This is a genomic window from Kitasatospora sp. NPDC034533, from assembly GCF_055575155.1.
This window is the reverse complement of the sequence record NZ_JBVITE010000008.1, coordinates 156296-170439: the sequence shown is the minus strand read 5'-3', so window position 1 is coordinate 170439 and position 14144 is coordinate 156296. Positions and strand designations below refer to the sequence as shown.

9 protein-coding genes are annotated in these 14144 nt (G+C 73.7%); 8 read left to right on the top strand and 1 reads right to left on the bottom strand.

The features are described from left to right. Positions 1-47: 47 nt before the first annotated feature. Positions 48-1046 carry a ketoacyl-ACP synthase III family protein gene (locus ACZ55U_RS08700; RefSeq protein WP_465523873.1) on the top strand — a complete coding sequence of 333 codons (999 nt, stop codon included), beginning with the start codon at positions 48-50 and terminating at the stop codon, positions 1044-1046. 2 nt (positions 1047-1048) lie between these two features. Next, positions 1049-2887 carry an AMP-binding protein gene (locus ACZ55U_RS08695; RefSeq protein ID WP_465523871.1) on the top strand — a complete coding sequence of 613 codons (1839 nt, stop codon included), beginning with the start codon at positions 1049-1051 and terminating at the stop codon, positions 2885-2887. A gap of 92 nt (positions 2888-2979) precedes the next feature. On the opposite strand, the gene ACZ55U_RS08690 is transcribed toward ACZ55U_RS08695, so the two are convergent. Then, positions 2980-4260, bottom strand: a complete 1281-nt coding sequence (locus ACZ55U_RS08690; protein ID WP_465523939.1) for an FAD-dependent oxidoreductase — start codon at positions 4258-4260, stop codon at positions 2980-2982. A gap of 462 nt (positions 4261-4722) precedes the next feature. Between ACZ55U_RS08690 and ACZ55U_RS08685 the strand changes: the two genes are divergently transcribed. The 6 genes from ACZ55U_RS08685 (at position 4723) to ACZ55U_RS08660 (ending at position 14087) form a co-directional block, all read left to right on the top strand. Next, positions 4723-5790, top strand: coding sequence for a polyprenyl synthetase family protein (locus ACZ55U_RS08685; RefSeq protein ID WP_465523869.1), 1068 nt, complete (start codon positions 4723-4725; stop codon positions 5788-5790). After that, positions 5781-8417 (top strand): UbiA family prenyltransferase, encoded by a 2637-nt coding sequence (locus tag ACZ55U_RS08680; protein ID WP_465523867.1) that lies wholly within the window; start codon positions 5781-5783, stop codon positions 8415-8417. Before ACZ55U_RS08685 ends, ACZ55U_RS08680 begins: the two co-directional genes overlap by 10 nt. A gap of 142 nt (positions 8418-8559) precedes the next feature. Then, positions 8560-10323: a prenyltransferase/squalene oxidase repeat-containing protein gene (locus tag ACZ55U_RS08675; protein ID WP_465523865.1), complete on the top strand. Its 1764-nt coding sequence runs from the start codon at positions 8560-8562 to the stop codon at positions 10321-10323. A 229-nt stretch (positions 10324-10552) separates the two neighbouring features. Further along, entirely contained in the window at positions 10553-11752 is a 1200-nt protein-coding gene (locus tag ACZ55U_RS08670) for an NAD(P)/FAD-dependent oxidoreductase (protein ID WP_465523863.1), read from the top strand. 80 nt (positions 11753-11832) lie between these two features. Beyond that, positions 11833-13257: an MBL fold metallo-hydrolase gene (locus ACZ55U_RS08665; protein ID WP_465523861.1), complete on the top strand. Its 1425-nt coding sequence runs from the start codon at positions 11833-11835 to the stop codon at positions 13255-13257. Beyond that, positions 13254-14087 (top strand): sulfite exporter TauE/SafE family protein, encoded by an 834-nt coding sequence (locus ACZ55U_RS08660; RefSeq protein ID WP_465523859.1) that lies wholly within the window; start codon positions 13254-13256, stop codon positions 14085-14087. Before ACZ55U_RS08665 ends, ACZ55U_RS08660 begins: the two co-directional genes overlap by 4 nt. Positions 14088-14144: the final 57 nt, after the last annotated feature.

Genomic DNA, 14144 nt, shown 5'->3' with positions numbered 1-14144 from the left:
GCCGCCGCCCGCCTGTGGAACTTCCGAGCCAGGGACGAAGTGATCTGATGAACGACCTTTACGTGGCCGGCGTGGGCGTCTACCTGCCGCCGCGCCAGACCGCCGCCGAGGCCATCGAGGCGGGCTGCTACGACCCCGAGGCCGCGCGCGCCGACGAGGTCGAGTCGGCCTGCGTCGAGACCGAGTTGTACCCGGCCGAGATGGCCGCCGCCGCCGGGCGCGACGCGCTCGCGATGGCGGGGGAGGGGTACGGCGAGGTCCGCGCCCTCTTCCACTCCTACGTCGACTACCAGGGCGCCCGCTACTGGCAGGCCGCGCCCTACGTCGCCCAGCACACCGTCGGCGCCTCCGTGCCCTCCTTCGACATCGTCCAGGAGTGCAACGGCGCGATGGGGTCGCTCGACCTGGCCAGCCGGTTCGTCAACGGACCCGAGGACGCGGTGCTGGTCACCACCGGCGACCGGTTCGACAACCCGTGGATCTCGCGCTGGTACGGCGACCAGTCCGTGCTCGCCGACGGCGGCAGCGCGCTGCTGCTCAGCGGCGCCGGGGGCTTCGCCAAGGTGCGCTCGCTGGTGACGCTGGCCGAGAACTCCCTGGAGGCCGAGGCGCGCGGCGGCGGCTTCTCCTCCGGCGCCGACCTCTCGCCGGTCGACTTCGAGGAGATGCGCAAGCGCTTCCACGACACCGAGGTCCCGATGCTGGAGCACTACGGCCGGATGGAGGCGCTGCTCCACGCCTGCATCGGCAAGGTGCTCGCCCAGGCCGGGGTCACCGCCGAGGAACTGACGTACGTCATCCCCGTGGTCACCACCAAGTGGCGCACCGAGATCCAGCTGGACCGCTTCCTCGGCCTGCCGCTGGACCGCTCCACCTGGGAGTTCGGCCGGACCACCGGGCACATCGGCACCGCCGACCAGTTCATCGGCCTGCACCACCTGCTCACCACCGGGCGGTTGAAGCGCGGCGACCTGGTGATGCTGCTCGGCGGAGGCACCGGCTACACCCTGACCTGCGCGGTGCTCGAGATCGTCGAGGACCTGTGACGATGGACGCCACCCTGCCCAGACCCGGGCGCCCGTGGGACGACGCCTTCGAGGAGCTGCTGCTGTCGGCGCTGCGCGAGCAGGGCTGCGCGGAACCCGACCCCGACACGCCGTTCACCTCCTACGGGATCACCTCGCTGGGGATCCTGAGCCTGGGCCGGACGGTCTCCGGCCGGTACGGCATCCCCCTGGGCGCGTTCGACGAGCGGGCGTTCCGCACGCCGCGCTCGCTCTGGGCCTTCGTCGGCGAGCACGGCACGGCGGTCGGGCCGGCCGACCCGGCTGACCCTGCCGCTCCAGCCGCTCCAGCCGTCCCGGTCACCGCAGGGAGCGCCCCGGCCGCCGGTGCGGACGGACCCGCGGCCGGGGCGGTGTGCGCCCTGGCCGGGCGGTTCCTCGCCTCGGCCCGCCGCCACCCGGACGCGGTGTGCGTGATCGACGGCGCGACGACCCACCGCTACGCCGAGTTCGCCGTCCAGGCCGGCGCCCTGGCCGAGCGGATCGGCCGGGGCGGCGTGGTCGCCGTCCTCGGCGAACGGGAGGCCGCCACGTACCGCGGCTACCTGGCGGTGCTGCTCGCGGGGGCCACGGTGGTGCCGCTCTCGCTCGACTTCCCGCCGGAGCGCAACGCCGCCGTCCTGGAGCAGGCCGGCGCGCGCTGCGTCGTGGTCGCCGACCGGACCGACGACCCGCTGGTCGCGGCGCAGCTCGCGGCGCTGGCCGGACTGCGGCTGGAGGTCGTGGACGGTCTGGCGGTACCTCCCGTCCGGACGCCGGCCGTGCTGCCCGCCGCGCCCGAGGCCGACCCGGACGACGTGGCCTACTACATCTTCACCTCGGGTTCGACCGGGCGCCCCAAGGGCGCCGGGACCACCCGCCGCAGCGTCGACGCCTTCCTCACCCAGGCGATGGCGACCTTCGACGTCGGGCCGGGCGACGTCTTCTCCCAGTGCCACGGGCTGACCTTCGACTTCTCGGTGTTCGAGCTGTGGGGCGCGTGGAGCACCGGGGCGGCCGTCCTGGCCGTCTCCCGGACGCAGGCGCTGGACCCGGCGGGCACGGCGGCCCGGCACGGGGTGACGGTGATGGCCTGCACGCCCAGCCTGCTGGAGTCGGCCGCCGCCGCCGGGAACCTCGCCCCGGGCAGCATGCCGGGCACGCGCCACGTGGTGATCGGCGGCGAGCCGCTGCCGGTGGGCACCGTCCGGCTCATCCGGGACGCGGCGCCGAACGCGGTCGTCGACAACGTCTACGGTCCGACCGAGGCGACCGTCTGGGTCAGCACCCACCGGATGGCCCCGGGCGAGGCGCTGCCCGAGGGCCGGATCGTGCCGATCGGCACCGCGGTGCCCGCGATGGAGCTGCGGCTCGACGCGCGCGGCGAGCTGCTGCTCGCCGGGGCCCAGGTGTTCGGCGGCTACCTCGACGCGGACCTGAACGCGGCGAAGTTCACCGAGGCGGACGGCCGGCGCTGGTACCGGACCGGGGACGTGGTGGAGCGGGCCGAGGACGGACTGCTGCACCACCGGGGCCGGCTCGACGACCAGGTGAAGATCCGCGGCTACCGGGTCGAGACCGGCGAGATCGAGCGCGCCGCCTCGGGCTTCCTCGGCGGGGCGCGCACCGCGGTGCTCTGGGACGCGCACGCGCGCTTCGACGCGCAACTGGTGCTCTGCGTGGAGGCGCCCGAGGTGGACGGGGCCGCGCTGCGCCGCCGGCTGGGGGAGCTGCTGCCCGGCTACATGGTGCCCGGCCGGGTGGTCGCGGTGGAGTCCTTCCGGCTCACCGCCCACGCCAAGCTGGACCGGGCCCACCTGGCCGGGATCGTCGGACAGGGCTGAGACACGAAGGAGCCGGCTCGTCGTCATCCCCCCGCACTGCGGAGGGCGACGGCGAGCCGGCCGGTTCGCGGCTCGGACGACAGCGGGCCCGCTCAGACCCGTTCGAGCCGGCGGACGTGGGCCGGCAGCTGGGCGTGACGGTCCGGCAGGCCGAGCTGCTGGAGGCGGTCGAGGACGCTGAACGGCTGGTAGCCCAGCCCGGAGATGTTGTGCATGATCTTGTAGCAGAGCCGCTCGTTGCGCCCGTGGCGGCCCAGGATGTACGTGGAGCGGGCGAAGCGGAGCCTGGTGGCGGTGTCCGTGAACATGTCGGCGAAGCGGTGGCTGAACTCGGAGATCGTGCGGACCTCCGCCCGGCGCTTGGTGCCGTAGCTCCTCAGGGCCCGGTCGACGCGGGCGGAGTCGGCGTGGTCGACCCCTTCGAGCAGCTGGGCCAGTGCGGCGGAGTCGGCGATGGCGGCGTTCATGCCCTGGCCGGCCATCGGGTGCACCGCGTGGGCCGCGTCCCCGATCAGCGGCGCGCCGGCGCGGTGGAACTCGGGGGCGATGAAGCGGCGGGCGGAGAGCACCCGGGAGGTCTCCAGGCCCCGGTGGGCGGAGTCGCGGACGGGCTCCAGCGCCGGGCAGTCCGTGATCACGCCGTCGAGCCAGGCGGGCAGGCCCTGCTTGCCGACGCGGTTGACGAAGCCGCGCGGGACCTGGAGGTAGAGCCGGCCGCCGTCGTGCGGCATCGGGTACATGACGCGCATGCCGGCCGGGGTGACGAAGGTGGTGGCCTGGGTCGCCAGGTGGGGCTCGTCGACCAGGTCGATCGCGACCACCTGGTGGGAGTACGGGGTCGTGTCGACGGTGATGTTGAGCTGGGCGCGCAGTTTGGAGGCGTGCCCGTCGCCGATCACCACGAGCGGTGCGTGGATCTCCTCGCGCCCCGTGCTCTGACGGGCGTTCACACCGTTCACCCGGCCGTCGGCGTCGCGGGTCAGCGACTCGACGGTGACCCGCCGACGGAACTCGACGGTGTCCGGCAGGATGCCCGCGAAGTTGTCGAGGATGCCCTTGTAGGTGTGGGTCATGCAGTGGTTGTAGTCGCCGGGGAGCCAGCGGTACTCCATGGCGCACAATTCCTCGCCGGTGGCGGTGGCGCAGGACAGCCGGTCGATGGCGCGGGCGCCGGCGTCGCGGAGCGGCTGCAGTGCGCCGAGGCCGTCGAGGATGCCGAGGGAACCGGGCTGAAGTAGTTCGCCCTTGAACGTTTCGACGGTGTCATGGAGTTTGTCCAGGAGCAGGACGCTCTTCCCCTGTCGCCCGAACATGATGGCCGCAGCGATTCCCCCGGCCCCGGCCCCGCAAATAATCACGTCGTACGTGTGCATAGTCCTGGACATGCGGCGAACAATAGCGCTCGCCCTGCCTGATGGGTAGACAGTCGATCTCCAAATCACGTTCCGGCATGGCGCCACTACGCAGCGGTGCGGGCCACCGGTGTTGGGCGGACGGGTGTTTGACATGGCGCCAGCGCCGCCGATAATCTCCGATCACATGGTGATGGATCTCGATTGGATTCCTCACCGCTTCGGGGTCGGGCAAGGTCGAGGGCCTTGCCGGGGTATGGACGACGGGGGACGTTGAGTGAAACGCTGTGTCCGCTTTTCGGACGCGTGTCGAATCTTCTGGTAACTGTTCGGGAACCATCCGGGGGTAATTTCCCTCGGATTCTTCGTTGGTTCCGCCGGTTTTTCCTCTGATTTCGTCTTCCCGTTCGTCGTGCCATCACTTGCATTCCACTGAACTTTCATCGCGACCCGCGGGAACCGGGTAGATGGATTGGGATAGATATGCAGAAGTTGTCTTTTCCCGAACTCTCGGGGCGAGTTTCCATCGAAGACGGTCTCCTTTCCTACGGAGCCTCCGAGGAAGCGTCGAGCCGCAACCGCGTCGCCTACCTCGCCGACCTGGTGCTCCAGCGCCTGCGCGGCGACTGGACGGACGGCGACCGGCTCGCCGAGGTGTGCAGCTACGCGCTGGTGACCCCGGGCAAGTACTTCCGTCCGATCCTGCTGCTGGAGAGCGCGGCCGCCGTCGGCGGTGACCTGCACCAGGTGATGCCCGCCGCGGCCGGCACCGAAGGCGCCCACCTGGCCAGCCTGATCCACGACGACATCATCGACGGCGACGAGTTCCGCCGGGGAATGCCCGCCGTCCACGCCAAATACAGCCAGGCCGACGCCATCGTCGGCGGCGACGCGCTGATCTTCTACCTCTTCGCGGCCCTCGCCACCTGCGCGGCCAACGGCGTCGAGGCGAACCGGATCGTGCGGGCCATGGCCAAGGCCGCCCAGGCCGGTGCCGACCTCTGCGCCGGCCAGATGATGGAGGAGGAGATCCGGCTCAACGGCGACATGCGGATCAATTCCTACCTGCGCATGATCGAGAACAAGACCGCGGCGCTCTTCCGGGCTTCCTGCGACATCGGCGCCACCCTCGGCGGCGGCACCCCGGAGCAGGCGGACGCGCTCGGCCGCTACGGGACCTACCTCGGCGTCGCCTTCCAGATCTGGGACGACCTGCTGCCGTACATCGCCACCTCCGAGGAGGCCGGCAAGTCCAGCAGCAGCGACCTGGCGAACCGCCGGCTCACCCTCCCCATCCTGCTGTGCCGTGCCGAGGCCGGGCCGGAACTCGCCGACGAGCTGGACGGGTTGATGAACGGTGAGGGCGAACTGGAGGAGCGCCACCGCCGCCTGCTCGCCCTGCTGACCGAGCACGGGGCCATCGAGCGCGCCGCGCAGGAGGCCCGGAAGTTCGCGGCCGACGCCATCGATACGCTCGCCGGTCTGCCGGACAGCCAGAGCAGGCGCAGCCTGGAGTACTTCGCCAAGACGGCGGTCAGCCGGTGCCGGTAGTGCGTCGCGGCATCCGTACCGCCCTCTTCGCGCACCTGGAGACGTGGCGGCCGTACACCGCGTTCTACGTCGGCCTGGTCGGTCTGGCCGGAGCGCTGCTGGCGAACCCCCACGCGTCAGCAGCGCGGTGCCTCGCGGCCTGGGCGATCCCGACCCTCGGCTGGCTCGCCGGACTCTACGGCGGCGACTACTTCGACCGCGAGCTGGACGCCAAGGCCAAGCCGCAGCGCCCGATCCCCTCCGGCCGGATGTCCGCGACGACCGCGCTGTGCTGCTTCCTGTCGTGCAGCGCGGCCGGCGGGCTGCTCTCGCTGGTGCTCAACTGGCGGACCGTGCTGCTGGTCCTCGGCGCGTTCGCGGCCGGGATCGCCTACAGCAAGGTGTTCAAGGCCCGCGGACTGAGCGGCAACATCGTGCGCGGCAGCATGACCGCGCTGGCCTTCCTCTACGGCTCGATGATGGTCGCCGACCAGCCGCCGGCGCGGCTGCTGCCGGTCGCCCTGGTCTTCTGGCTGCACGACGCGGCGTCCAACCTCGTCGGCGCCGTCCGGGACATCGACGGCGACCGCGAGGGCGGCTACCGCACCTACGCGGTCGACCGCGGGGCCACCCGCGCCGCGGGCACCGCCGCGCTGCTGCTGGCCGGGGCGTACGCGCTGGCCGCGAGCGCGCCCGCGATCCTCGGCCGGCCCTGGCAGACCGGCTACGTGCTCGCCCTGCTGGTCGCCGCCGCGAGCGCCGCCGCCGCGGTGGGCCCGCTGCTGCGCCCCCACGGGCAGACCCGCCCGCAGGCCTACCGCGCCCACGCGGTGCTGGTGATGACCCGCATCGTGCTGGCCGGCTCCTTCGCGATCTGGACGCCGGGCCCGGCGCTGGGCGTGCCGCTGACCGTGGCCGCCGTCGGTGCGACCTGGTTCAGCCAGCGGCAGCTGCGCGAGCGCCACGAGTTCGGCGTCCGCTCCGCCGCCACGGAGCCGCAGGACGAGGCCGTGACGCCGGAGCGGGTCCGCGACTTCGTCCGGGGCCAACTGGCGCTGCTGGGCGGCGAGCCGCAGCTGCTCGCCGGGCTGTCCGGGTGGGAGCGCCGGATCGACATCCGGCTCAGCGAGCCGCGGACGCGCCTGCTGCTGCTCAGCCGGGGCGGGGAGGTCCGCCTGCTGGACGAGGAGGACGGCGAACCGCCGAGCGACGCCCCGCTGGTGACCATCACCACCACCGGCGCGGTGTTCCGTGACATCTTCCTGCTCGGCCGGACGAACCCGCGGCGCGCCTACCTCTCCCGGCGGCTGACCATGGACGCGCCGCCCGCCGACATGATCCGCCTGAACCAGCTGTTCAACAGCTTCCGCCGGCTCACGGCGCCCGCCGCCGAGGCCGGGGCGGCGCAGCCGGCGCCCGCCACGGCCGCCCGGGCCGAGGTGACCGAGCGGACGCCCGCCGACACCGTGGACGCCGGGCCCGAGCTGCCGGGCACCGTGGTGATCAGCGACACGACGCTGCGCGACGGCGAGCAGATGCCGGGCGTGGTGTTCACACCCGCCCACAAGCGCGAACTCGCCCGCCGCCTGGGCGCCTTGGGCATCCCGCTGATCGAGGCCGGGTTCCCTGCCGTCTCCACCGAGGAGGCCGCGGCCATCCGCGGCATCGTCGACGCGGGCGGCGACGCGCTGATCCAGGTGATCGCCCGGCCGCTGGACCGCGACGTGGACGCCGCGATCGAGACCGGTGCGCACAGCATCGCGATCTTCATCGGCACCTCCGAGAGCCATCTGACCAACAAGCTGCGGATGAGCCTGGACGAGGTGCTGACCGGCGTGGATCGGGCCGTGCGGCGCGCCAAGCGCGCGGGGCGCCAGGTCGTCTTCGCGGCCGAGGACGCCACCCGCACCGATCCCGAGGTGCTGATCAGGGTCGGCCTGGCCGCCGCCGACGCCGGGGCGGACTCGTTCGGCCTCGCCGACACGGTGGGCATCGCGCACCCGGCCTCGATGGCGGCGATGGTCCGCGCGGTCGGCGCGGGCTGCCCGCTGCCGCTCGCGGTGCACTGCCACAACGACCTCGGCCTGGCCACCGCGAACTCCCTCGCGGGCCTCGCGGCAGGGGCCTCCGGGGTGCAGTGCAGCGTCCTGGGCATCGGCGAACGGGCCGGCAACGCGCCGCTGGAGCAGGTCGTCATGGCCCTCGGCACCGCGCTCGGCCACGACACCGGGCTCGACCTCGGCGAACTCCAGTCGCTGGCCGAGTACGTCGCCGAACTCATCCGGGTGCGGGTGCCGCCGTACCAGCCGGTGGTGGGGGCCAACGCGTTCACCCACGAGAGCGGGCTCCACCTGGACGGCATCTCCCAGGACCCGAGCACCTACGAGCCCTACCGGCCCGAACTGCTCGGCCGCAGCAGGCGCATCGTGCTGGGCAAGCACTCCGGCGTGTCCGCGGTGCGCACGGTGGCCGACTCGATCGGCCTCGCCCTCGACGCCGACCAGGCCCGCGCGACGCTGGCCGCGATCAAACGGGCGGCGAGCAGCGGCGAGTTGGACCGGGCGGCCGACGCGGCCCAGACGGTCCGCCGCTACGCCCCCGCCGCCGAGCCGTCCCCGCTCGACACCCCTGCGCTCCGGGGGCGATGACGGCACAGCAGCACACGACGGCGTCCCCCTCCCCGGGGGACGCGTCCGTCGAACCAGCCCCCCGCTACCGCGAGTTCCGGGCCGGCCAGCCGGTCCGCCCGACCGCCCCGGAGACACCCGGGTTCACCCGGAGGTGACCACGATGACGACCAACGCGCCCGCCGAGAGCGCCCCGCCCGCCGAGAACGGCCTGCGCGCCGACCTCGACCAGGCCCTGGCCGAGACCACCGACGCCCTGTTCGACCTGCAACGCTCCGACGGCAGCTGGGAGGGACGCCTCTCCCCGAGCGCCCCGTCCACCGCCGACGTGGTGATCGCCATGCACCTGGCCGACCCCGTCGGCTGCGCGGACCTGATCGAACGCGGCGTCGCCTTCCTGCTGCGCACCCAGGCCGAGGACGGCGGCTGGGGCGACGACGTCGACACCGGGTCGACGCTGAACGGCACCGCCCTCACCGTCGCCGCCCTCGCCCTGGTCTGCCCCGACCGCGCGGCCGAGCAGATCCGCCGCGGCTGGCGCCGGGTCGAGGAGTTCGGCGGCATGGAGGCCGTCCGCGACGTCGAGCGGTGCTCGCTGACCGTCCTCGTCCACTTCTACCTGGCCCTGGCCGGCCTGGTGAGCGACGACGACCTGCTCCGGGTGCCGATCGAGATCGCCCTGCTGCCCGCCCCGCTGCGCAAGAAGCTCACCTTCGCGATGCCCACCGCCATGGCGTGGGGCCTGATGGCCGCGGAGCGCCCCCACGGGCGGCTGCGCCGCGCCGTCAACCGGGCCGCCACCCCGAAGGCGATCGAGTACCTGGTCGGCCTGGTGGAGTTCGAGGGCCCGGACGGCGGCTTCGTCGAGTCCCCGATGATGTCCGCGAACGTGGTGATCGGGCTGACCCTGGCCAAGCAGCGGCCGGACATCGTCCGGCACTGCCTGAAGTACTTCCGGGCGACGATCAAGCCCGAGGGCGCCTGGGCCGTCACCCGCGACCTGGAGGTGGACGCCACCAACTTCATCACGGTCGGCATGCAGCACGCGGGCCTCGGCGACGACGCCCGGGTGCGCAAGGGCCTGGACTGGATCCGCGGCGCCCAGCGCCACGAGGAGTTCATCTGGACCGGCGCGCCCTCCGGCGGCTGGGGCTGGGGCCTGCCGTCCGGCTGGCCCAACAGCGGCAACACCGGTGACGCCGTGATCGCCCTGGCCGGCGGCGGCGCCGACGTGCGCGACCCGCAGGTCCGCAAGGGCGCGGACTGGCTGCTCAAGCAGCAGAACCACGACGGGTCGTGGAGCTGCTTCGCCCAGGTCGGCCGGATCGCCTCGCTGGACCCGTCGTTCGCGCTGGTCGGCAAGGCGCGCTCGCCCAAGGTGCTCTACGGGCCCTGCGCGGTGATGTCCGCGGAGGCCGTCTCCGCGCTCGGGCTCTCCGGCGCCTGCCCGCCCGGGGACCCGCGGCTGGTCCACGCCTACCAGTGGTTCCGCTCGGTCCAGCGGGCCGACGGCGGGATCGACAACAAGTGGTACACCGGCCGGGTGAGCGGCACCGGCTCCGTGCTGCGCGCGCTCGGCGACATCGGCCTCGGCCACACCGAGGTGGCCCGGCGCGGCGTCACCTGGCTGCGGCTCAACCAGAACCCGGACGGCGGCTGGGGACAGACCCCGGCGCCCGACGGCCCGTCGACCGCCGAGGAGACCGCGATGGCCGTGCTGGGCCTGATCGGCGCGGGGGTCGACCCGCTCGACCCGGTCCTGGTGCGCGGTGCGCGGTGGCTGATCGACAACCGCAACGAGAACGCGCTGTGGAACCCGAGCCTGGTCGGGGTCTACTTCCTGGAGCTGCTCTACCGCCACGACCACACGGCGAACGGCTACGCCCTCCAGGCCCTGGCCCGCTACCGGGAGGCGCTGACCGCCTGAGTGCGCGGCCGGGCCGTCACCGGCCGCCCCCATGGCCGCGCGATCCGCGAGGAGGCCGAGCGAACGACGCTCGGCCTCCTTTCGCGTTCCCGCCCCGCCGGACGAGAGGCGAGCCGTGCCTGGGAGGCAAATGTACGGACAAATCGAGCGAGGTTCTCCAGGATGTCTTGCGACTTGTCGCGATACGGGCCTAGCTTTATGTCCGTACATTTGGCCAGGGAGGGTCCTCTTGATAACCAGGCATCACCGGATCGTGATCATCGGCGGCGGGACCGCGGGGATCACGGTCGCGGCGCGGCTGCGCCGGGCCGGCGAGCGGGACGTCGCGGTGCTCGACCCGAGTGGGCACCACTACTACCAGCCGCTGTGGACGCTGGTCGGCGGCGGACGGGCGCCGCTGGCGGAGAGCATCCGGCCGCAGGCGTCCGTGATGCCGAAGGGCGTGGCGTGGATACGCCGGGCGGCCGTGGCCGTCGATCCCGGGGCCCGGGAGGTGGCGCTGGACGACGGCGGCACCGTCTCCTACGACCACCTGGTGGTCTGCCCCGGCATCCAGCTGGACTGGGACCGGATCCCGGGCCTGGCGGCCGGGCTCGGCGAGGACGGCCTGTCCAGCAACTACCTGCCGCGGTACGCCCCCGCGACCTGGCGCTTCATCCGCGGGACCCGCTCGGGCAGCGCGGTGTTCAGCATGCCGAGCGGCGCCATCAAGTGCGGCGGCGCCCCGCAGAAGATCGCCTACCTGGCCGCCGACCACTGGCGCCGCCAGGGCGTGCTCGGCAGGATCGACGTCCACCTGGTGATCCCCGGCGCCGCCATCTTCGGCGTCCCGGAGTTCGCCCGGGTGCTGGACGAGGTGGTGCGCCGGTACGGCATCACGGTGCACTACGGCAGCGAGGTCACCGAGGTGCGCCCTGGGGCCCGCGAGGTGGTCGTCACCGACTCGGCGACCGGGGGCACGAGGACCCTGCCGTACGACGTCGCCCACGTGGTGCCGCCGCAGAGCGCCCCGGACTGGATCAAGCGGAGCCCGCTGGCCGGCGCCGACGACCCGGCCGGGTACGTCGAGATCGACAAGCACACGATGCGGCACGTCCGGTACCCGAACGTGTGGGCGCTCGGCGACGCCGGATCGTCGCCCAACTCCAAGACCGGCGCCGCCGTGCGCAAGCAGGCGCCCGTCCTGGTGGAGAACCTCCTCGCCGTCCTCAACGGCCGTGAGCCCCAGGGGCGTTACGACGGCTACTCCTCCTGCCCGCTGACCACCGCGCGGGACAAGATGCTGCTCGCCGAGTTCGACTACACCGGGCGGCCCGCCCCGTCGATCCCGCTGATCGACACCATCCGCGAGCGCACCGACATGTGGCACCTCAAGCGGCGCGGGCTGCCGTTCCTCTACTGGAACCTGATGCTCCGCGGCCTCGCCTGAGCCCTGCCCGCTCCCCCCTTCGCCCCGCCGTCGCCACCGCGCGACGCCCCACCCATGCCCCCGCCCCCAAGGAGCACGCGATGACGACGCCCGCCGGACCCCTGGTCTTCGAGCAGTTCTACCTCGACTGCCTCTCCCACGCCTCCTACCTCGTCGGTGACCGCACCACCGGCCGGGCCGTCGTGGTCGACCCCCAGCGCGACGTCCGGGAGTACACGGCCGCCGCCGAGCGGCACGGTCTGACCATCGAGCGGGTCATCGAGACCCACGTCCACGCGGACTTCCTCTCCGGCCACCTGGAGCTGGCCGAGCGCACCGGCGCCCGGATCTCCTACGGCTCCGCCGCCGTGCTCGACTTCGACACCGACCCGCTGGAGGACGGCGAGCACCTCGGCCTCGGCGAGGTCGACCTGGAGGTCCTGCACACGCCGGGCCACACCCCGGAGTCGATCTGCGTCGTCGTGCGCGAACACGCCGGGGACGCCGTCCCGTTCGGCGTGCTCACCGGCGACACGCTGTTCATCGGCGACGTCGGCCGCCCCGACCTGCTCAGTTCGCGCGGCCGCTCCGCCGAGGAGATGGCCCGCCTGCTCTACCGCTCGACCCGTGGCCTGCTCGCCCTGCCCGACGACACCCGGGTCTACCCGGCGCACGGAGCGGGATCGGCCTGCGGCAAGAACCTCTCCAGCGAGCTGAGCTGCACGATCGGCAACCAGCGCCGCGGCAACTACGCGCTGGCCGAGATGACCGAGGACGAGTTCGTCGCCGTGGTGACGGCCGGCCAGCCCGCGGTGCCCGCCTACTTCGCGTTCACCTCGGTGCGCAACCGCCAGGCCCGCCCGGTGCTGGACGAGGACACCCCCGTCCCGCCGCTCACCCCGGAGGCGTTCCTGGAGGCCCGGGCGGGCGGCGCCACCGTGCTGGACACCCGCGATCCGGAGGCCTTCGCCGCCGCCCACCTGTACGGCGCGGTCAACCTCCCGCTCGGCGGGCGGTTCGCCGAACTCGCCGGCCAGGTGCTCGACGCCCAGGACCCGATCGTCCTGTGCGGGGACCCGGAGGACGCCGTCGAGGCCCGCAACCGGCTGGCGCGGATCGGCTTCGACCGGGTCCTGGGCGCCCTGGACGCCCCGGTGGAGGCGGTCGGCGCCGCGCACCTGACCGCCGCCGGCCGGGTGGACGCCGACCGGCTCGAAGAGCGACTGCCGTGGGCCGGGCGGGAGTTCGAGCTACTGGACGTCCGGCTCCCGGGGGAGATCCGGGAGGTGGGCACCCTGCCCGGCGCCCGGCTCCTCCCGCTGCCCGAACTCCTCGCCCGCCTGGGCGAGTTGCCGACCGACCGGCCGCTGACCGTGATCTGCGCGGGAGGCAACCGCTCCTCGGTGGCCGCGTCGGTGCTGCGGGCCCGCGGCTTCGAGGCCGTCGACCTGCGCGGCGGCTTCGCCGCCTGGAACGGTGAGGTCGTCCGGCCCGCCGGGCAGGGCCCGGACGGCGTCACGGCGTGAGCGCGCTGATCGCCGCTCTGCTCTGCGGAGCCGCGGTCGGCGTGGCCCTCGGCGCGCTGGGCGGGGGCGGGGGAGTGCTGGCCGTTCCGGCCCTGGTGTACCTGCTGGGCCTGTCGACCGCCGAGGCCGGGACGACCAGCCTGGTCATCGTCACCGTCACCTCCGCCACCGCGCTCGCCCGGCACACCGGCACCGGCACCGTCCGGTGGCGGACCGGCGCCCTGTTCGCCGCGGCCGGGGTGCTCCCCGCCGTCGGAGGGTCCGTGCTCGCCCACCGCGTCCCGCAGCCGGTGCTGAGCTGCGCGTTCGCCGTACTGGCGGCGCTGGCCGCCGTGGCGATGCTGCGCGGCACCCGGGCCGTACGGACGGCGCCCGGCGAGGAGGCGGCCGGGGAGGAGGCGCCCGGGGGCAAGGCCGGGGAGGAGGCGGCCGGGGAGGAGGCCGCGGAGGCGCCCGGCCGGGGCGGGCCGCTGGGCACGGTCGCCGCCGGAGCGGGCCTCGGGGCGGTGACCGGGCTGCTCGGGGTCGGCGGCGGCTTCCTCGCGGTGCCCGCGCTGGTGTCGGTGCTCCGGCTGCCGATGCGCACGGCCGTCGGCACCAGTCTGGTGGTCATCGTCCTCAACTCGGTCGTCTCCCTCGCCACCCGGCTGACCGTCTCCGGGGTCTCCCTCGACCCGGCGGTCTTCCTGCCCTTCGTGGGAGCCGCCGTCCTCGGCGCGTGGGACGGCAGGCGGCTGTCGGCCACGCTGTCCGGCGCCGCCCTGCAACGGGCCTTCGCCGTGCTGCTGCTCGCGGTGGCCGGCTGCATGCTGGTCGGCGCCCTGGTCTGAGGCAGGCCCCGGCCGCCACGCCCGCCCTCGGCCGCCACGCCCGCCCCGGCCGCCACC

What these genes read in the sequence shown, in the direction of transcription:
- ACZ55U_RS08700 (WP_465523873.1), top strand. Translation starts at nt 48, where the DNA reads ATGAACGACCTTTACGTGGCCGGCGTGGGCGTCTACCTGCCGCCGCGC.
- ACZ55U_RS08695 (WP_465523871.1), top strand. Translation starts at nt 1,049, where the DNA reads ATGGACGCCACCCTGCCCAGACCCGGGCGCCCGTGGGACGACGCCTTC.
- ACZ55U_RS08690 (WP_465523939.1), bottom strand. Translation starts at nt 4,260, where the DNA reads ATGCACACGTACGACGTGATTATTTGCGGGGCCGGGGCCGGGGGAATC.
- ACZ55U_RS08685 (WP_465523869.1), top strand. Translation starts at nt 4,723, where the DNA reads ATGCAGAAGTTGTCTTTTCCCGAACTCTCGGGGCGAGTTTCCATCGAA.
- ACZ55U_RS08675 (WP_465523865.1), top strand. Translation starts at nt 8,560, where the DNA reads ATGACGACCAACGCGCCCGCCGAGAGCGCCCCGCCCGCCGAGAACGGC.
- ACZ55U_RS08665 (WP_465523861.1), top strand. Translation starts at nt 11,833, where the DNA reads ATGACGACGCCCGCCGGACCCCTGGTCTTCGAGCAGTTCTACCTCGAC.